The 17,989-nt window shown below is 61.9% G+C and carries 17 protein-coding genes; 4 read left to right on the top strand and 13 right to left on the bottom strand.

Features of this window, described 5'->3' with window-relative positions; all coding sequences use genetic code 11:
- From QZ522_RS11050 to QZ522_RS11060, 3 genes are all read right to left on the bottom strand, one after another.
- On the bottom strand, positions 1-970 hold a 970-nt coding region (locus tag QZ522_RS11050; RefSeq protein WP_294611118.1), incomplete at its 3' end, for an amidohydrolase family protein.
- A 114-nt stretch (positions 971-1,084) separates the two neighbouring features.
- Complete coding sequence (locus QZ522_RS11055) at positions 1,085-1,876, bottom strand: inositol monophosphatase family protein (RefSeq protein ID WP_294611121.1); 792 nt, start codon at positions 1,874-1,876, stop codon at positions 1,085-1,087.
- A 50-nt stretch (positions 1,877-1,926) separates the two neighbouring features.
- Positions 1,927-2,301: a helix-turn-helix transcriptional regulator gene (locus QZ522_RS11060; protein ID WP_294611123.1), complete on the bottom strand. Its 375-nt coding sequence runs from the start codon at positions 2,299-2,301 to the stop codon at positions 1,927-1,929.
- A gap of 335 nt (positions 2,302-2,636) precedes the next feature.
- Here QZ522_RS11060 and QZ522_RS11065 point away from each other — a divergent pair, with 335 nt between their 5' ends.
- On the top strand, positions 2,637-3,599 hold the full coding sequence (locus QZ522_RS11065; protein WP_294611125.1) for an NADPH:quinone oxidoreductase family protein: 963 nt from the start codon (positions 2,637-2,639) through the stop codon (positions 3,597-3,599).
- On the opposite strand, the gene QZ522_RS11070 is transcribed toward QZ522_RS11065, so the two are convergent.
- A complete protein-coding gene (locus QZ522_RS11070) occupies positions 3,586-4,464 on the bottom strand; it encodes a LysR family transcriptional regulator (protein WP_294611126.1) in 879 nt (292 codons plus the stop codon). The genes QZ522_RS11065 and QZ522_RS11070 overlap by 14 nt on opposite strands.
- 125 nt (positions 4,465-4,589) lie before the next feature.
- On the opposite strand from QZ522_RS11070, the gene QZ522_RS11075 reads away from it, so the two are divergent.
- Both QZ522_RS11075 and QZ522_RS11080 read left to right on the top strand, forming a co-directional pair.
- Entirely contained in the window at positions 4,590-4,799 is a 210-nt protein-coding gene (locus QZ522_RS11075) for a DUF1127 domain-containing protein (protein ID WP_294611128.1), read from the top strand.
- Positions 4,800-4,931: 132 nt separating this feature from the next.
- Positions 4,932-5,711, top strand: a complete 780-nt coding sequence (locus QZ522_RS11080) for a Bax inhibitor-1/YccA family protein (protein ID WP_294611130.1) — start codon at positions 4,932-4,934, stop codon at positions 5,709-5,711.
- Between the two features lie 61 nt (positions 5,712-5,772).
- Here the strand turns inward: QZ522_RS11080 and QZ522_RS11085 are convergent, their stop codons facing one another.
- The 7 genes from QZ522_RS11085 to QZ522_RS11115 form a co-directional block, all read right to left on the bottom strand.
- Entirely contained in the window at positions 5,773-6,276 is a 504-nt protein-coding gene (locus tag QZ522_RS11085) for a GNAT family N-acetyltransferase (protein ID WP_294611132.1), read from the bottom strand.
- A 103-nt stretch (positions 6,277-6,379) separates the two neighbouring features.
- Positions 6,380-6,547, bottom strand: coding sequence for a 50S ribosomal protein L33 (gene rpmG / locus QZ522_RS11090; protein WP_007799108.1), 168 nt, complete (start codon positions 6,545-6,547; stop codon positions 6,380-6,382).
- 170 nt (positions 6,548-6,717) lie between these two features.
- On the bottom strand, positions 6,718-7,329 hold the full coding sequence (locus QZ522_RS11095) for a cell wall hydrolase (RefSeq protein WP_294611157.1): 612 nt from the start codon (positions 7,327-7,329) through the stop codon (positions 6,718-6,720).
- 166 nt (positions 7,330-7,495) lie between these two features.
- Positions 7,496-10,036, bottom strand: a complete 2,541-nt coding sequence (locus QZ522_RS11100; RefSeq protein ID WP_294611160.1) for a putative PEP-binding protein — start codon at positions 10,034-10,036, stop codon at positions 7,496-7,498.
- A gap of 134 nt (positions 10,037-10,170) precedes the next feature.
- On the bottom strand, positions 10,171-12,429 hold the full coding sequence (glyS, locus tag QZ522_RS11105; RefSeq protein WP_294611162.1) for a glycine--tRNA ligase subunit beta: 2,259 nt from the start codon (positions 12,427-12,429) through the stop codon (positions 10,171-10,173).
- A gap of 5 nt (positions 12,430-12,434) precedes the next feature.
- Positions 12,435-12,962 (bottom strand): DUF6446 family protein, encoded by a 528-nt coding sequence (locus QZ522_RS11110; RefSeq protein ID WP_294611165.1) that lies wholly within the window; start codon positions 12,960-12,962, stop codon positions 12,435-12,437.
- Positions 12,959-13,888 (bottom strand): glycine--tRNA ligase subunit alpha, encoded by a 930-nt coding sequence (locus QZ522_RS11115; RefSeq protein WP_294611169.1) that lies wholly within the window; start codon positions 13,886-13,888, stop codon positions 12,959-12,961. The genes QZ522_RS11110 and QZ522_RS11115 overlap by 4 nt, the downstream gene beginning before the upstream one ends.
- Positions 13,889-14,093: 205 nt before the next feature.
- On the opposite strand from QZ522_RS11115, the gene QZ522_RS11120 reads away from it, so the two are divergent.
- Positions 14,094-15,791 carry a serine protease gene (locus QZ522_RS11120; RefSeq protein ID WP_294611172.1) on the top strand — a complete coding sequence of 566 codons (1,698 nt, stop codon included), beginning with the start codon at positions 14,094-14,096 and terminating at the stop codon, positions 15,789-15,791.
- A 162-nt stretch (positions 15,792-15,953) separates the two neighbouring features.
- Here QZ522_RS11120 and QZ522_RS11125 read toward each other — a convergent pair whose 3' ends face one another.
- Positions 15,954-17,561 carry a 5-guanidino-2-oxopentanoate decarboxylase gene (locus QZ522_RS11125; protein WP_294611173.1) on the bottom strand — a complete coding sequence of 536 codons (1,608 nt, stop codon included), beginning with the start codon at positions 17,559-17,561 and terminating at the stop codon, positions 15,954-15,956.
- Positions 17,562-17,584: 23 nt separating this feature from the next.
- On the bottom strand, positions 17,585-17,989 hold a 405-nt coding region (locus QZ522_RS11130), incomplete at its 5' end, for a potassium transporter TrkG (RefSeq protein WP_294611175.1).

The raw sequence follows: 17,989 nt of genomic DNA on the forward strand, positions 1-17,989 counted from the left end.
CGTCATTGCTGGCCGATCCATCAACCCCAAGGCCCACCCTGACGCCCGCATCCCGCATCGCACGCACCGGGGCAATCCCCGATCCAAGGCGACAGTTGGAGCAGGGGCAATGCGCCGCTCCGGTTCTTGTTTTGGAAAATAAATCAATCTCTTGCGCGTCTAACTTCACGCAATGCGCATGCCAGACATCGGCCCCGGTCCATCCCAGTTCTTCGGCATACTGTCCGGGACGACAGCCGAAACTGGCCTCGGAATAGGCAATATCTTCGTCATTCTCGGCCAGATGGGTATGCAGCATGACCCCCTTGTCACGCGCCAGAAGCGCCGCATTGCGCATCAGGTCACGGCTCACCGAGAACGGCGAACACGGGGCGATACCAACCCGGCACATTGAGCCATCACTGGCATCATGAAAGGAATCTATCACGCGAATACAATCGTTTAGAATATGTTCTTCATCTTCAACCAAAGCATCGGGCGGCAAGCCGCCAGCGCTTTCTCCAATGCTCATCGCGCCGCGTGTGGGATGAAACCGCAAGCCGATTTCAGCGGCGGCATGAATCGTATCCTCAAGCCGCGTGCCATTTGGAAAAATGTAGAGGTGATCGGAACTTAGCGTGCATCCTGAAAGTGCCAGTTCGGCCAGTCCGATCAGGGCGGAAACGCGCATTTCTTCGGGTCCGAAGCGGCCCCAGATGGGATAGAGCGTCTTTAGCCAGCCAAACAAAAGCGCATCCTGAGCCCCAGGTACCGCGCGCGTCAGGCTTTGATAGAGGTGGTGATGTGTGTTCACCAGGCCAGGCGTCACAACGCAACCCGCCGCAAGCACAAGCTCGCCATCGCTTTGCAGAGCGTGGCCAACCGCGGCAATGATGCCATTGCGGATCAGGATATCAGCGCCGCGCAACTCTTCGCGCGCGTCATTCATCGTGAGCAGGAAATCCGCCCCACGGATAAGTATTTCGTTCATGAAAACAACCCCTTGCGAATGCTTCCTCACCCCCTCTGGAAGCATGACCTGCACGGCGGAAAGGGGTTAAGAACCCTGCAGCATCGGCCTTTTATGCCAGAACGGCTTTGGCGTTCAAGGCACCTTTGAAAGAACCTCAAGCGCCGCAGCATGCTGTTCGCGGCTCGCCGCCGCAAGAACCCGCCCGCCGCCATGTGCGGGCCCGCCGCGCCAATCGGTGACAATCCCGCCCGCCGCCCGAATTACGGCCATCGGAGCGTGAATGTCGTAGGGCGCAAGACCGGCCTCGACCACCAGGTCGATCTGCCCCGCCGCCAAGAGCGCATAGGCATAGCAATCCAGCCCGTAACGTACCAGCTTGACCTGTTGCGCAAGTTCGGCAAATCCCATGCCTTCGGCGGTCGTGCCGACCTCGGGGAAAGTGGTGAACAGGATCGCCTCTTGCAACGGGCGATCGCCGCGCACTCTCAGGGCCTTTGTGCCAAGCGGGCCAGTCATGGTTGCATGCCCGAACCCGCCCTCGAACCGCTCGCCGATATAGGGCTGGTCGATCAGCCCATAGATCGGACCGCTGTCATCGGAAAGCGCGACAAGCACCCCCCAGGTCGCCGCGCCGGAAAGAAAGGCGCGAGTCCCGTCAATGGGATCCAGCACCCAGGTCAAACCGCTTTGACCGGCGAGGTTGCCAAATTCCTCGCCAAGAATGCCGTCCTCTGGACATGTCTCTGCAAGGATATCGCGCATCGCGCGCTCGGCCGCCCGGTCGGCCTCGGTCACCGGATCGAAGGTGCCATCGGTATGCTTGTTGTCGGCCTGTAATTCAGTGGTTCTGAAAAACGGCAAAACCGCCTCACGTGCGGCATCGGCCAACGCGTGGGCGGTTTTTAAAATCTTCTCGTTGTCCATGACAGCCCCGCTCATTGCAGGTGCAGCATTAGACGACGGAACTGTCAGGCTCAAGCCACCTCGCTCAGGACGCGGGCAAGATCGAACAGGCGCCGACGCTGATTCTCGGGGATCGCATAATACGACCGCACCAGATCAAGCGCCTCTTTGTCGCCAAGGATGTCTGACGGGACATTCTCGCTCTTTTCACGCACGTCATCGCCCTCGTGTTCCAGCCCTTCAAAGAAAAAGCTGATCTCAACTTCGAGGGAATCGGCGATATCCCAGAGACGGGACGCACTGACACGGTTCGCGCCGGTCTCATATTTCTGGATTTGCTGAAACTTGATGCCAACGCTTTCTGCAAGTTGCTGTTGGGTCATCCCAACAAGCCAACGTCGATGCCGAATACGTTTTCCAACATGCACATCTACCGGGTGCGGCATTGAATATTCCTTCTGTTCTAACTTTCACCTTGCCGGTAATTTCGGCAAATCACGGCGCCCACCACGCCAAGTACACACGCCAAGTACACACGCCAATTATAAACGCCGCGCATCCCAGCAGCGCATATCAGACCTTAGCAAGGTACATGTAAAATACAAGAAATATCGCTATCCATATACGACCCTTGGTTAAAACCAACACAATCTAAACGAGTAGCTACCCTTTTGGGTAGGGCGCACTCAACCCAAAAGGGTAATTTGACAGATAGAATCGAATTAGCCTAATCCAATCAAGAGTTTGTTGCCGTAAATAACCGAATCAAAAGGGGAATCGCATGCGCGCGTTTCACATTGCCACGACCGGGGCTGCACCCGCCATTTGCGACATACCCTGCCCCGCGCCCAGGCCCGGCGAGCTATCCTTGCGGATTGAGGCTTGCGGTCTTAATTTTGCCGACCTTTTGATGATCAAGGGCGAGTATCAAGATACCCCGCCCGCCCCCTTCACCCTTGGCATGGAGGTGGCCGGCGTGGTCGACACCCTTGGCCCCGAAACCGACGGGCACGCGCCGGGCACGCGGGTTGCGGTCTTTGGCGGTCAGGGCGGGCTGGCGGAATTCGGCTGTTTCCCCGCCAACCGGGCGGTGGCCTTGCCCGATGAAATGACCTTCACCGATGCCGCCGCCTTTCTGATCGCCTATGGCACAAGCCATGTGGCGCTGGATCACAAGGCGCGGTTGCAGCCGGGCGAGACGCTCTTGGTGCTGGGGGCTGCGGGCGGGGTCGGCCTGACAGCGGTGGAAATCGGCAAGCAGATGGGCGCGCGGGTGATCGCCTGCGCGCGCGGCGCCGACAAGCTGGCGGTCGCGCGCGCCGCCGGGGCCGACCACCTGATCGACGCCAAAACCGAAGACATCCGTGCCGTCTGCAAGGCGCTTGGCGGGGTCGATGTGGTCTATGACCCGGTCGGCGGGGATCAATTCAAGGCCGCGTTCCGCGCCTGCAACCCCGAGGCCCGCCTGCTGAGCATCGGCTTTGCCAGTGGCGAGGTGCCGCAAATTCCGGCCAACCACCTCTTGGTGAAGAACCTGTCGGTGATCGGCCTCTATTGGGGCGGCTATCTGAGTTTCCGTCCCGAGGTGGTCACCAACAGCCTGAAAACCCTGTTTGACTGGTACGCCGAAGGCCGGATCAAGCCACATATCAGCCATGTTCTGCCGCTGGAGCGCGCAGCGGAGGCACTTGAACTGCTGCGCTCGCGTCAATCCACCGGCAAGGTGGTCGTCACGCCGAGATAAGCATGGGGCCGGGGGCCGAGATTGCCCCAAAGCCGTTGCGCAGCATCTGTGCCAGCTCTTCAAGCACCTTGTCGCGGCCGCCGCGCATGTAAAGATTGATCTTCTGCACCCCGAGGTCGGGCAATAGCCCCCCTGGATTGACCGCCTCGAGATAGGGCGGAAGGCTGTTTTCAAGAAGGGCCCCGATGGCAAGATCGGCGCTGACCACGGCCTCGACGGCGCGATCGTCTTCCGATTCAACCGCCATTTCCCAATCAATCCCGGCCTCGTCAAGCTTGTGCAAAACGATCGGCCTGAAGATACAGCAGGTGCAGAACGCCAACCGCAGAGGCCGACGTTTCCACGCAACCCCCTCCGGCGCACCGGTCCAGCGCAGCGGCATTTCGGTCAGGGTCTCGCCCCCCTCGCCCACACCCTGCTCGGTCGTCAGGATCATGTCGACCTCGCCCTTGCCAAGCGCCTCGCGCAGCACGACCGTGCTGGACGAACGTAGCTGAACATTGACTCTCGGAAAGGCCGCATTCAGCGCTTTCAGGACCCGCGGCACCACCGGGTAGACGATGTCATGCGGCACCCCAAGGACAAGTTCGCCCTCGTATGTCTCTTCGGTAAGGCGGCCGACAACCTCGTCGTTGAGGTCGAGTATGCGGCGTGCGTATCCCACAAGCTGTTCCCCCGAGGCGGTCAGCGACACCCGCCGGTTGGCCCGATCCATAAGCTTGAGCCCAAGCATGTCCTCAAGCCGCTTGATCTGCATCGAAACCGCCGATTGCGTCAGGTTAAGCGCCGAGGCCGCCCGTGTCACGCCACCCTGATCGGCCACCGCCACCAAGGATCGCAATGTCGTTGTATCAAGATTTCGCATTCATCACATTCCCTGATGGTTCACCAAATAAACATTCATTTTCAATATTGCCCCGACTCAGGCAGAAAGATCAACAGAAGAAATCAATAGGCGGTCAAATATCACATTTCGGAAAGGAACAGACCATGAGCCTGAATATCCATGCCCCCGCACGCCACGGCGCCCTGCCCCGCCCCCGGTTTCCCCTTCGCAAGATGCTGGCGGTCCGGCACCAACGCCGCGCCCTGCGTAATCTTGACGACACGGCCCTGGCCGATATTGGGCTGAGCCGCGCACAGGCCGACGCCGAAGCAGCCCGCCCGTTCTGGGATTTGCCCGGTTCGTTCCGCCGTTAATTCACGCAGATCCGGCCAAGCGCTCGAAAGCCTTGGAAAAATGCTCGCTAAAACTTGAAAAGCGGGTACACCTACACGATATTGTTGGCAAAGCCCCATTCCGGGGCTGCCATTTTCATATCGGAGGTATTCATGGCAGAGTTCAACACGATCCGGACGGCGTCGGGCACACGCACCGCCCAGATTGACGCGGGTCTTCGCGCACATATGAACAAGGTCTACGGCACCATGTCCCTGGGCATGCTGATCACAGCCCTTGCCGCATGGGCCATCGCAGGGCTTGCCGTGACAACCGATCCCTCGGCCGCCGCCGCACAATTGCCCAATGGCACGATGCTGTCGGGTCTGGGCGCCGCGCTTTACCTCTCGCCGCTCAAGTGGGTGGTGATGCTGGCGCCGCTTGGCTTTATCATGTTCGGCTGGGGCTCGCTTCTGCGTCGCGGGTCCGCGGCGGCGGTACAGCTTGGCTTTTTCGCCTTTGCCGCGCTGATCGGCATCTCGATGAGCTCGATCTTTCTGGTCTTCACCGGATTCTCGATCGTTCAGACCTTCATCGTGACCGCCATCGCCTTTTCATCGCTGTCGCTCTACGGCTACACCACCAAGAAAGACATTTCGGGGATGGGCAGCTTCCTGATCATGGGGGTTGTCGGCCTTCTGGTGGCGATGCTGATCAACATCTTCCTGCAATCGCCCGCACTGATGTTCGCAATCTCCGCGATTGGCGTTCTGGTCTTTGCCGGGCTGACCGCCTTTTACACGCAGGAGATCAAGAACACCTATGTCGCCCATGCCTCGCATGGCGATCAGGAATGGCTTGACAAGGCCGCCTATGACGGCGCGCTCAACCTCTACATCAGCTTCCTGAACATGTTCCAGTTCCTGCTGATGTTCATGGGTCAGCAAGAATAAAACAGCGCCAGACGCTGCACGACATAAGGGGGCCGGTCATTGCGACCGGCCCTTTTGCGTTTCACCCCAATCCATAGCGCATGTGGATCACCGGCAGGTCAAGCTCGGGCGTGAGGCGCATGGCGACCTCGCCAAGCGCGGCAAAACCGGATGCCGCATAAAACGGCGCGGCGTTATGCGGGCTCAGGCAATGCAGCATCCTGATCCCGCTGGCACGGGCGGTTCTGATCACCTCGTCCAGAATGGCCCGCCCGATCCCCTGCCGGAGCCTCTCGGGGTCACAGGCCAGATGCCTGATGTGGGCATGCCCGGCGGGACAGGCACGCCCGAAGGGGCTTATGTCGCTCCACCCGCCCGCGGCCAGAACCCGCCCCCCCTGCTCGGCAAGGAAGTAGCGACCGCCACACAGGGCCTCTGGTGCGACACGGGTGATCACCGGCAGGGCCTGACACAGCACGGCGCGCGCATAGCAGGGCGCCAGAAGCGGCGGATAACTGTGCGACAGCAACGAGGAAAACGCCGCATGATCTCCAGGTGCGGCAGGACGGATATTGAAACGGGACATCGAATTACGCTTTCGGGTAAAGTTCACCGGCCCCGCAGCGCGCCCCAAAAGAAAAAGCCGCGCTGTGCTGGCGCGGCTTTTCTGTCTTGTCTGTCAGGCGATCTTACTTGATCTTGCCTTCCTTGTACTCGACATGCTTGCGCACCACGGGATCGTACTTTCGTACGGTCATCTTTTCGGTCATGGTGCGTGCGTTTTTCTTGGTCACGTAGAAATGGCCCGTGCCCGCGGTCGAGTTCAGACGGATTTTGATGGTCGTCGGCTTCGCCATTTTTCATCTCCTGCGCCGGGCAGTCCTGCCACCCGTGAATATCTCATGAAGCCTGCCTTTTAATGACGCGCGCGCCCGAGTCAACCGCGATTGTCATGTTTGGCTGGTAATAAACCGGTTTTCCCCCATCGGCTTCGATTTGGGCGGGGAAAAACCGAGGTTTCGCTGTCTCAGTTCTGCGAAACGCGCGTCGGCTGACGATAGAAGTGATGCACGCCGATCGTGGCGGTACGCGGAAACTGACGGGCCCAACGCGGATTGACGGCGCGGGTATGGTAATGGGTTGCCCCGCTGGTCAGGTCGCGACGCGCGCCATCGACCATGAGCTTGGCAACCTTGCCGACCCGGCGGAAGGCCTTGGGTTCGCTGATCACCTCTTTGACACCGTCACAGGTATAGGTGAACTGGCACTGGAACTTTCGGCCCGTGCCCTGATGCACCACACCGCAAACCGTGTCGGGATAGCTTGGGTTGTCGACCCGGTTCAGGATCACCTCGGCCACGGCAAACTGGCCTTTCACGCTTTCGCCGCGCGCTTCAAAGTAAAGCGCCTCTGCCAGACAGCGCCACTCGGGGCCGCCCTTGACCGGCGCTTGCTGCGACAGCCATTCCTTGGAATATTCGACTTCGGTCTCGGGGCGGGTCAGATAGCTTGCCATCCGGTCCCCGGAAATCGAGCGTAGGGCCCGCATTTCCTGATCCATCAACCTGTTCACAGGCGCATCCGCGATAGCCGGTGCTGCCAGCGCCGCGAGAGTCGCGACCAGTGCAATCCGTCTCATGCATGATCTCCTTGGCGATCGGGGTCGTTCCCGCTTCATCGGGGGGGAGGTATCTAAAATTGTTCGACCCGTCTACCCTGCTGGCCTGCGGCACATAGGGCGCAGCAATTTATGCCAAGCAAAACCCTTCCTAGCATGCCCGATCTTGCGTAAATTGCCTTGGCGCCTACCCGATCTTGTCTTTGACCGCCAGCTGTGCGGCAGCAAGTCGCGCCACCGGAACCCGGAAAGGTGAGCAGGAAACATAATTGAACCCCGCATCGCGGCAGAATGCAATTGATTCGGGGTTGCCGCCATGCTCCCCGCAAATCGACAAAACCACCTCGGGATTGGCCGCGCGCCCGCGCTCGGCCCCGATCTTGAGAAGCTCCCCCACACCATCGACATCCAGTGTGTGAAACGGGTCTTCGGGATAGACCCCCTGCTTGACGTAATCCGACATGAACCGCCCCGCATCGTCGCGCGACAGGCCATAGGTCATCTGCGTAAGGTCGTTGGTGCCGAAGCTCAGGAACGACACCAGCGGCGCGATATCCCCGGCACGCAGGGCCGCGCGCGGCGTTTCGACCATGACCCCGAGGCGATAGGTGAACTCGCGTCCGGTTTCATTGCGCACGGCCGCAGCCACCGCATCAATCCGGGTCTTGACCAGCTCGACCTCGCGGCGCGCACTGACCAGCGGGATCATCACCTCCGGCACCACCGGCTCGCCCTCATGGCTGGCCTCGATGGTGGCCTCGAAGATCGCGCGCGCCTGCATGTCGTAGATTCCCGGCACGGTGATCCCAAGACGCACGCCGCGCATCCCCAGCATCGGGTTATATTCGCTCAGCGCCTCGACCCGGCGGGTGACATCGGACAACGGCAGATCAAGCGCCTCGGCCAGTTGCAGATGCCCCGCGCGATCGGTCGGCAGGAATTCATGCAATGGCGGATCGAACAGGCGGATGCAGACCGGCTGCCCCTGCATGATGCGGAACAGATCCGTGAAATCGGCGCGCTGCATCGGCAACAGCCGTTCAAGCACCGCGGCACGGTCCTTGCTGCTGTCGGCAAAGATCATCTCACGCATCACCGTCAGACGGTCTTCCTCGAAGAACATATGCTCGGTCCGGCACAGCCCGATGCCACGCGCATTGAAGTTGCGCGCCACCTCGGCATCCGCGGGCGTGTCGGCATTGGCGCGCACCGCGATGTCACGGATATCGTCGGCCCAGCTCATCAGGGTCTGGAAGGATGCGTCGCGTGCGGCCTCCAAAAGCGGGGTTTCACCGGCCAGAACAAGGCCGTTGGTCCCGTCGATGGTGATCGCGTCCCCTGCCTTGAGAACCTGGCCGTCGGGCATGGTCAGCTGATTGCGTCGCACCTGAAAGTGGATGTCCGAAGCCCCCACCACACAAGGCAGGCCGATCCCGCGCCCGATCACGGCGGCGTGGCTTGTCATGCCGCCCCGCTCGGTCAGAACGGCGACGGCGGCATGCATGCCGCGAATATCCTCGGGGCTGGTTTCACGCCGCACCAGAACACAGGATTCGCCACGCGCCTGCGACGCCTGCGCCTCGGCTGCGGAAAACACGATCCGCCCCGAGGCCGCGCCGGGGCTGGCGGCGATCCCGCGCGCCAGCACGTCACGCGGCGCTTCGGGATCGACCTGCCGGTGCAACATCTCGTTGAGCGCGCGCGGCTCGACCCGCATCAGCGCCTCTTCGCGGGTGATAATGCCGTCCTCGGCCAAATTGACCGCGATAGAAACCGCCGTGCGGGCATTGCGCGCCACGCGCAACCCATCGAGCAGGAACACCTTGCCGTTTTCAATTGTGAACTCGGCCTGCATCTCTTCGCGCAGCTTCCTGCGCATCAGGGCCGTATAGGATTTGAGCGCCTCGAAAGCCTCTGGCGCAAGCTCTTCCAGCGAAGGACCGCGCGGGTCGCGTTCAAGATAAAGCGCATCCGCACCGCCCCGCAGCGCCTCGCGGCCCTGGCTCTGGCTCAGGTAACGCCCGGTGATCTTGCGCTCGCCGGTCTGGCTATTGACAAGCTGCATCACCCCCGAACCGCATTCGCCCTGCCCGAGGCCAAGCGCCAGTTCCTGCACCACAAGACCAAGCCCCGCATCGGCCGGGGCGCCCTTGGCCTGACGCAAAAGCCGCGCCGTCGTCCCCTCCCAGGCGCGCGCCATCGAGCGCAGGACCTCGGCCAGTTGCACCGCCGGATCCTGGGGAAATGCCTCTTCGGTTTCGGCCTCATAGGCGCGCAGGGCCTGAGTCAGGCCAAGCTTGGGGTCACTGGACACATCGTCAAGGATGTCCGGGTCAAGCCGCGCCACGTGAATGGCATAGGATTGCACGAAGCGCAGGTAGATCTCGGCCGCAGCCACCTCGCCCAGCTTGTCGGACAGATCGACATAGGTCGCATCGTTGATGCCGATATTGAGAACCGCGCCGGGACCGCCCCAATCGGGATCTTCCGACGAGGGGCGCACACACAGCAGCGGGCCGTCGCCAAAAGGCTTCAAAAGCGCCTTCATGTCCGGCATGTCCCCGGCGGCTATTGAATGGACAGCGTCAAACGACAGGGCAATCGTGCGCGGCACCGGCAGATTGAGCCGCACCAGACGTTGCAGGCATTTCGCCCGCCCGCCGTGGGTATTGGCGTGCATCTGCGCATCCGGCGTGATCAGGGTGATGTTTTTCTCGTCTTGCTGCACTGCGGCACCTTTCCTTTGACCGCACCATACGCCCAGAGGCGCACAAGGCAAGGGAAAGCAGCACCTCTTCGTCCGCCCCTGACGAGCCAACCTCGCGTCAACACCCGAGGCGGCCTGTCAGGGCCGATGGGGACCTAGCCCTCGATCCGCGTCAGGTCGGCAACCTGCAAGCAGATTGCCCGGATGCGACTTAGCAGGTTCAGACGGTTGCGGCGCAACACCTGGTTCTCGGCATTGATCTGCACCGCCTCGAAGAAGGCATCGACGGCGGGGCGCAGGCCCGCCATCACCGCCATCGCCCCGGCAAAATCTTCGGCCTCTAGCGCGCGCGATATCTCAGGCTCGCCCGCATCAAGCGCGGCGAAAACCGCCTTTTCCGCGTCATTCTCGGCAAATTTCACATCCGCGCCGTAGGAATATTCGACACCGTCCTTTTCCTCGGCCTGGGTCAGGATATTGTTGGCGCGCTTGAACCCCTGCAAAAGGTTCTCGCCATCCTCGGAGGCCAGAAACGCCCCAAGCGCCTGTGCGCGCTTGACCAGAAGCGTCAGATCATCCGCCTGCGGCATCGCAAGGCAGGCGTCGATCACGTCATGGCGCACCCCGTCGTCGCGCAGGTGCACCTTGAGACGGTCATGCAAAAACGCCAGCAAATCCACCGACAGTTCCGGCAATGCGGTCTCGACGTCCTCCAGAACCGAACCATTGCCGGTTTCGGGTGCCTTGCCATCGCCCTTCAAACGTTCGATCACCGCCTGAAAGGCAGCACCGAACACGCCGTGATCGGCGATCTCGTCAAGCACCTCTTCAAGCGTGTCGATCTCGCCGCTGGTGGCCTTTTGGCGGTTCAGGGTGATTTTCTGCCGCAACAGTTGCGAATCAAGGAACCGCCCCAGCGAAAGCCGCAGATCGTTGGCCAGGATGATCCGGATCACCCCAAGCCCGGCCCGCCGCAACGCAAAGGGGTCCTTCGACCCGGTCGGCTTTTCGTCCATCGCCCAGAATCCGGTCAGCGTATCAAGCTTGTCGGCCAGGGCCACAACCGTGCTGACCGGGCCACTTGGCACCGCGTCAGAGGGACCAAGCGGCGAATAATGCTCTTGGCATGCGGCGGCGATCTCTGGATCAAGCCCTTCGGCCTCGGCATAATAGCGCCCCATCAGCCCCTGCAATTCCGGGAATTCATAGACCATTTCCGATTGCAGGTCGGCCTTGGCCACCTTTGCTGCAAGCGCCGCGGTGTCGGCCTCTGCGCCCACGACCGGGGCAAGTTCGCGCGCCAGCGCCTCGATCCGGTCGATCCGCGCCGCCTGCGAGCCAAGCCTGTTGTGAAAGGTCACCTCGGATAGCCCCTCGGCCATGCCCGCAAGCCCCTTGTCGCGCACCAGGCGCAGGTCGTTTTCCCAAAAGAACTTGGCATCCGACAGTCGCGCCGAAAGAACCTTTTGGTTGCCCGCGAGAATGGTCGCACCATGATCGGCCGTCTCGACATTGGCGACGGTGACAAAGCGCTCGATCCGGCCCGTCTTGGGGTTTTTGACCGAAAAGAATTTCTGATGCTCGCGCATGCTGGTCTGAAGCACCTCGCCCGGCAGGCCAAGGAATTCCTCGTCGATCTCCCCCATCAGCACCACCGGCCATTCCACAAGGCCAGACACTTCGGTCAGAAGACCGTGATCCTCGACCAGTTCAAGACCGGCGGCAAAGGCCTGGTTCTTGGCATCCTGCAAGATATGATCGGCGCGCTCCCGCGGATCGAGGATGACCCGGTCCCGCTTGAGCTTGGCGCAGTAATCCTCGAAGGACGACACCGCAAAGGCGCCCTGCCCCATGAAGCGATGCCCGCGCGTGACATTGCCCGCGCGGATACCGTCCACTTCAAGATCGACAACCGACGCTTCACCGGCCTCGTCGGTCAGGATGCACAGGATCGAATGCAGCGGCCGCACCCAGCGCAGGCTGCCGCTTCCCCAGCGCATGGATTTCGGCCAGGGGAAATTGCGGATGATCTTTTCAAGCTCTTCGGCCACGATCTCTGCCGCCGGGCGCCCCGGACGGGTGATGGTGGCATAATAGACCTGCCCCTTCTTCTCGTCGCGCACCTCAAGCTGCTCGCGGGCAACTCCGGCGCCGCGCAAAAAGCCCTCGATCGCCTTTTCGGGCGCATCGACGCGCGGGCCCTTGCGCTCTTCGCGGAGTGTGGGGCTGGTGGCCAGCAACCCCTCAAGCGCCAGCGTCAGACGGCGCGGCGTGGCAAAGGCGGCGGCCCCGGCATAGGTCAGCCCTGCCTCGACAAGCGCGTCGGTCATGCGTTTCTTGAGGTCCTCAGCCGCACGCGCCTGCATGCGGGCCGGAATTTCCTCGGAAAAAAGTTCGATCAGCAGATCTGGCATGTCACTCAATACCCTTCGGGTGGTGTGGGGCAGTCATCGGGCGCGCGCTGACCATCAAAGACCACCGCGCCACAGCGGTTGATCTGATGCCAGACATAGCCGCGCCCGTCATCGGTAATGGCAACCACGCGGTCGACGCCGTAAGAGATATCGCGCTGTCCCAGAAACGCCAGCGCGCGGCCCTCTTCAAGCGCATGACCGATCGCCTTTGCATCGTAGCACTCGAACCAGCCCGGCGCGGTCAGCGGTTCGGCGGTCTCGTAAATCTCATAGGTCTCGCTCAGCATGGCGTTGCTCATCGTGGTGGTAAAGCAGGCGCGATAGCGGATCGGCGAACTGTCGGCATCAATCGCCTGAAACCCGTCGTAAAGCACCGGCTCGGCCTCGCCGGTCACCAGAGAGGTAAGCTGTACGTCGTCGGTGCCGGTCATCGCCACCTCTTCGTAAAAGTGATAGACCTGCAAATAATACATGGCCACACCGGCCACCAAAGCTGTGATCAAGATCACCCCCGCCAATATCCTGCCTGTCATGCGGCGTATCCCCCCGCTTCGGTCTGTACGAAGGCATCGGCACATTTCTTGGCCAGCGCCCGCACACGCCCGATATAGGCCTGTCGTTCCGTCACGCTGATCACGCCACGCGCATCCAGCAGGTTGAAAAGGTGGCTCGCCTTGATGCATTGATCATAGGCGGGATGCACCATGATGATGCGCTGACCGGTTTTGGGGTCTTCATAGGGGTGGCTCAGGATCGCCTCGCATTCGGCCTCGGCCTCTTCAAAATGGCGCAACAGGACATCGGTGTTGGCGACGTCAAAGTTCCAGCGGCTGTATTCCTGTTCGGTCTGGCGAAACACATCGCCATAGCTAAGCGGAATCGGCGCATCCGGGTCGTTGAACGGCATATCCATCACATGATCGACGCCAAGCACATACATCGCCAGACGCTCAAGCCCATAGGTCAGCTCGCCGGACACAGGCGCGCAGTCATGCCCGCCGACCTGTTGGAAATAGGTGAACTGGCTGACTTCCATACCGTCGCACCAGACCTCCCAGCCAAGGCCCCATGCGCCAAGCGTCGGGCTTTCCCAGTCATCCTCGACAAAGCGGATATCATGCAGGTCCATGTCGATGCCGATCGCCCTGAGCGACCCGAGATAGAGATCCTGCATATCGGGCGGGCTGGGTTTGATCAGCACCTGATACTGATAATAATGCTGAAGCCGGTTGGGGTTCTCGCCATAGCGCCCGTCGGTGGGACGGCGCGAGGGTTGCACATAAGCAGCCGCCCAGGGCCGCGAGCCGAGCGACCGCAGCGTCGTGGCCGGGTGAAACGTGCCCGCACCGACCTCCATGTCATAGGGCTGCATCATGGCACAGCCATGCCCCGCCCAATAGGTCTGAAGCCGCAGGATGATTTCCTGAAAACTGCGTGGTTTGCCGTTTGTTTGCGCCATCTTCGCCCCCGGGGACCGCCCCTGAAATTGCCGCTCTTACCTACGGCCCCCGTGCGGCAGGGTCAATCAGGCCATCCCGCATATTTTGGGTGCATCGCGCGGCATTTTTGCTAAAACCCCAAGAAGCCCCAATGCGAACAGGCGGGGCAGGAATTAAGGGAAGCCGATGACGCGTTACTTTTTGGGATTTATATTGACAATTTTGATGACCGTACCGGCCGCCGGGTCACAAGACGAACCGCTTGTCTGGGTACAGATCGAGGCCCAGCCAAGCCTTGCCGAGGCCCAGGCCAGCGCCCGCCGCTATGGTGCCGATTTGCAGGATGTGAACGGGTTCTCGCTTGGGCGTGGGTGGTACGCCATCGCGCTTGGCCCCTATCGTCGCGACGAGGCCGAGCGCGTGCTTCAGGTCTATCGCAACGAAGGCGTGATCGCACGCGACAGCTATATCGCCGAATCCTCTGATTTCGAGCGCCAGTTCTGGCCGGTCGGAGCCAACCTTCTGACTCGGACCGAACCCGCAGCGCCCCAGCCGATTGCGCAGGCCCCCGAAAGCCCCGCCGCCCCGGAGCCTGACGCCCCTGATGAAACCCCGCGCGAAGCCCGCGCCAGCGAGGGCCTGCTTGACCGCGACGGACGGGCGGCCCTTCAGACCGCCTTGAAATGGGCCGGCTTTTACGGCGGTGCGATCGACGCGGCCTTTGGCCGGGGCACCCGCGCCTCGATGGGCCGCTGGCAAGAGGCCAACGGCTTTGAAGTGACTGGCATCCTGACCACCGCACAACGCACCGAACTTTTGCGCCAGTATAACGCCGTTCTCGAAGGCCTCGGCCTTGAGGTCGTGCGCGACTCTGCCACCGGGATCGAAATGAAACTGCCGTTGGGCGTGGTCGAGTTCGACCGCTACGAGCCGCCCTTCGCGCATTTCAATCCCAAGGGCGATATCGACGCGCGGGTCCTGTTGATCAGCCAGGAAGGTGACCGCAAAACGCTGGCGGGGCTTTATGACATCATGCAGACGCTTGAGATCGTGCCGGAAACCGGGCCGCGCACCCTTGAGCGCGACAGCTTTCGCCTGATCGGCGAGGGCGCGCTTCAGATTTCACAGACCGAGGTCTGGCTGCGCGACGGTCAGATCAAGGGCTTTACCCTGATCTGGCCCGCAGGCGACGAGGAACGCCGCAACCGCCTTCTGGGCGAAATGCAAAACAGTTTCGAGTGGCTCAGCGGCACGCTTGACCCGGCCGCCGGACGCTCGGCAGAGCAGCGCATCGACCTGATTTCAGGGTTGGAAGTCCGCAAGCCCAGGCTCTCGCGCTCTGGCTTTTACGTCGATCAGGAAGGTGCCGTTCTGACCACGTCCGAGGTGGCTCAGAGCTGTGGCCGCATCACCATCGACGACAGGTACGAGGCCACCGTCGCCCTTGAGGATGCCGGTCTTGGCGTTGTCCTGCTGCGCCCTGTCGAACCGCTTGCACCGCAGACCGTGGCCACCTTTCAGGATCTGACCCCGCGCCTGATGTCCGACGTCGCGGTGGCGGGGTATTCTTATGGCGGTGTCCTTGGCGCGCCGACGATGACCTTTGGCCAGCTGGCCGATCTGCGTGGCCTGAATGGCGAAGCGCACCTTAAGCGCCTGGCGATCGACGCGCTTGAGGGCGACGCAGGCGGGCCGGTGCTCGACAGGGGTGGCGCGGTTCTGGGCATGCTCTTGCCGCATGTACAGGATGGGCGCAGTTTGCCCGACGGGGTAGGCTTTGCGGCCAATACCGACGCTCTGCGCGCGGTTCTGGCCCAAAATGGCATCACCCCGCTTGTGACCACGGAACTGGGCAATATGCCCGCCGAGGCCCTGACCGAGCGTGGTGGCGCAATGACCGTTCTGGTGAGTTGCTGGGAATAACCCCAACCCGATTTGGTGAAATCCCAGGCATGAACGGCGTCCCTATGGGGGCGCCGTTCGTCATTTTGAAAGGCGATCAGCGCCGCCATGGCGAACTTGTCCCATAGTGCGTCCTTCCATTCCAATGAAAGGATCACACCATCAAAGCGTGGGATCAAACACCTATGCCGCCGCCAGCGCAGGGGTCATGTAGATCAGCGTCGGGCGGCCCGCACTTAGCGCCGCGCGCACCGCATCCTGTAACTCCTGATGGGTCCGGGGCGCCTCGGCAAAGGCACCGTAGGCCCGCGCAAGGGCGCAAAAGTCGGGGTTATGCGCAATCACCGCATTTGGCGCGATCTGGGCGCGCACCATACTGTCCTCGATCTCTTTCAGCTTGCCGTTGTCCCAGAGCAGGATCGGCAGCGACAGGCCAAGCTCGACGGCGGTGCCAAGCTCCTGCACCGTGTATTGAAACCCGTAATCCCCCGCGATCGCGATCGTCGGCTTGCCCCGCCGCGCCACCGCCCCGCCAATGGCGGCCGGCAGGGCATAGCCAAGCGTGCCAAAGCCGCTTGGATGGTGCCAGTGGCCGGGATGCGCCATCGGCCAGACCTCCTGGGCGACATAGGCAAATTGGGTCATGTCCGAATAGACCATCACATCCTCGGGCAGCGCCGCGCGCAGCACATCGCAGAGCGGCGCAACACCGGGGCGCTCGCCGTCGCTCTCAGCCCGCCAGCGCGCCCGCGCCGCCGCCACGCTGGCCGCCTGCCAACCCTGCTTCATTCCCAGATCGCGCGTCAAAAGCGCCTCGGCGAGGGCCCCGGCATCGGCCAGAACCGGCAGGTCGCAATTTGGCGCCCCGCCCAGTTGCGCCGGGTCGATATCCACCCGGATCAGCGGCGCATCGTGCCCAAGGTCTTCACGCCAGAGATCGTTTTCCGACAACTCCGTGCCCACGGCCAAAACAAAGTCGGCCTCGGCGATCACGCCCGCACTCTCGGGGCGGGCAAGGTAAGAGCCGAAATCAAGCGGTGCATCCGCTCCCATGATCCCGCGCCCGGCATAGGTGGTGAAGCTGGCCGCGCCAAGACGCCCGACCACTTGCCGCCAGCCCTTGGCGGCGCGCACAGCACCGCCACCAAGGATCACAAGCGGTTTTTGCGCCGCGTTCAGCGCCTTTGCCACCTGATCGACCAGGGCCTCGGCAATCGCAGGAGCCGCCGCAAGCGGTCTGGCCGCCGGAGCGGCGGTCGCAACGCCTTCCAGCGCGGCAATCGGCACCTGAATGTGCCTGGGGCGGGCGCGCCGGCTTGCAAACTCGGCCAGGGCCCGGTCAACAAGGTGATAGGCGCTTTGCGCATCGCGGGCCTCAAAGCTCCATTCGCAGACACAGGCGGCCGCACCGCATTGGTCAAGCATCTGGTGCAACTGCCCGCTCTTGGCCGCCACCTCGTCAAGGCAGGACGACAGCACGAGAACCGGCACAGAATCCGAATAGGCCTGTCCCATCGGCGTCATGATATTGCACAGCCCCGGCCCGGTGATCACATAGGCCACCCCCGGCGTGCCACTCGCACGGGCATAACCGTCGGCCATGAACCCCGCCCCCTGTTCGTGACGCGCCAGAACATGAGCGATGCCCGCCTCTTCGATACCGCGATACATTTCCTGATTATGCACGCCGGGAATGCCAAAGATGGTATCCACCCCCCGCGCCTTGAGCATATGGCTGATCTGCGCCCCAAGCGGGGCCTGTGCGCGAAAGCCGTTGGTATGATCTGCCATCTTGAATCTCCCGAAAACTGAGGTCAGGGCCGCCAGAACGCTGGCAAAAGCAACACGATGACCGCGACGATTTCAAGCCGCCCCATCAGCATCGCAAGGATCATCAGCGCCTTGGCCGTATCCGGAAACGCCGAAAGCGAGCCGGTCGGCCCCACGCTTGCCCCAAAGGCCGGACCAACGTTGAAAATCGCCGTCCAGGCGCCTGTGACCGATTCCAGCAATGTCAGCCCGGTCAGTTCCAGCGCCACACTGAAAAACCCAAGCGACAGGATGTAAAAGGTGAACAAAAGCATCACCGATTGCAAAACCTCATCCTCGACCCGGCGTCCTTCATGGCGCAGGATCATCACGCTTGAGGGGTTGAAAATCCGCCGCGTCTGTTGGGCCAGCGCGCGCAGCATGATCTGGTAACGGAATATCTTGATTGA

Origin of the sequence: uncultured Roseovarius sp., assembly GCF_913054395.1 — a bacterium.
GTDB lineage: Bacteria > Pseudomonadota > Alphaproteobacteria > Rhodobacterales > Rhodobacteraceae > Roseovarius.

What these genes read in the sequence shown, in the direction of transcription:
- QZ522_RS11120 (WP_294611172.1), top strand. Translation starts at nt 14,094, where the DNA reads ATGACCGTACCGGCCGCCGGGTCACAAGACGAACCGCTTGTCTGGGTA.
- QZ522_RS11055 (WP_294611121.1), bottom strand. Translation starts at nt 1,876, where the DNA reads ATGGACAACGAGAAGATTTTAAAAACCGCCCACGCGTTGGCCGATGCC.
- QZ522_RS11115 (WP_294611169.1), bottom strand. Translation starts at nt 13,888, where the DNA reads ATGGCGCAAACAAACGGCAAACCACGCAGTTTTCAGGAAATCATCCTG.
- QZ522_RS11075 (WP_294611128.1), top strand. Translation starts at nt 4,590, where the DNA reads ATGAGCCTGAATATCCATGCCCCCGCACGCCACGGCGCCCTGCCCCGC.
- QZ522_RS11070 (WP_294611126.1), bottom strand. Translation starts at nt 4,464, where the DNA reads ATGCGAAATCTTGATACAACGACATTGCGATCCTTGGTGGCGGTGGCC.
- QZ522_RS11085 (WP_294611132.1), bottom strand. Translation starts at nt 6,276, where the DNA reads ATGTCCCGTTTCAATATCCGTCCTGCCGCACCTGGAGATCATGCGGCG.
- QZ522_RS11065 (WP_294611125.1), top strand. Translation starts at nt 2,637, where the DNA reads ATGCGCGCGTTTCACATTGCCACGACCGGGGCTGCACCCGCCATTTGC.
- QZ522_RS11125 (WP_294611173.1), bottom strand. Translation starts at nt 17,561, where the DNA reads ATGGCAGATCATACCAACGGCTTTCGCGCACAGGCCCCGCTTGGGGCG.
- QZ522_RS11095 (WP_294611157.1), bottom strand. Translation starts at nt 7,329, where the DNA reads ATGAGACGGATTGCACTGGTCGCGACTCTCGCGGCGCTGGCAGCACCG.
- glyS (WP_294611162.1), bottom strand. Translation starts at nt 12,429, where the DNA reads ATGCCAGATCTGCTGATCGAACTTTTTTCCGAGGAAATTCCGGCCCGC.
- rpmG (WP_007799108.1), bottom strand. Translation starts at nt 6,547, where the DNA reads ATGGCGAAGCCGACGACCATCAAAATCCGTCTGAACTCGACCGCGGGC.
- QZ522_RS11110 (WP_294611165.1), bottom strand. Translation starts at nt 12,962, where the DNA reads ATGACAGGCAGGATATTGGCGGGGGTGATCTTGATCACAGCTTTGGTG.
- QZ522_RS11080 (WP_294611130.1), top strand. Translation starts at nt 4,932, where the DNA reads ATGGCAGAGTTCAACACGATCCGGACGGCGTCGGGCACACGCACCGCC.
- QZ522_RS11060 (WP_294611123.1), bottom strand. Translation starts at nt 2,301, where the DNA reads ATGCCGCACCCGGTAGATGTGCATGTTGGAAAACGTATTCGGCATCGA.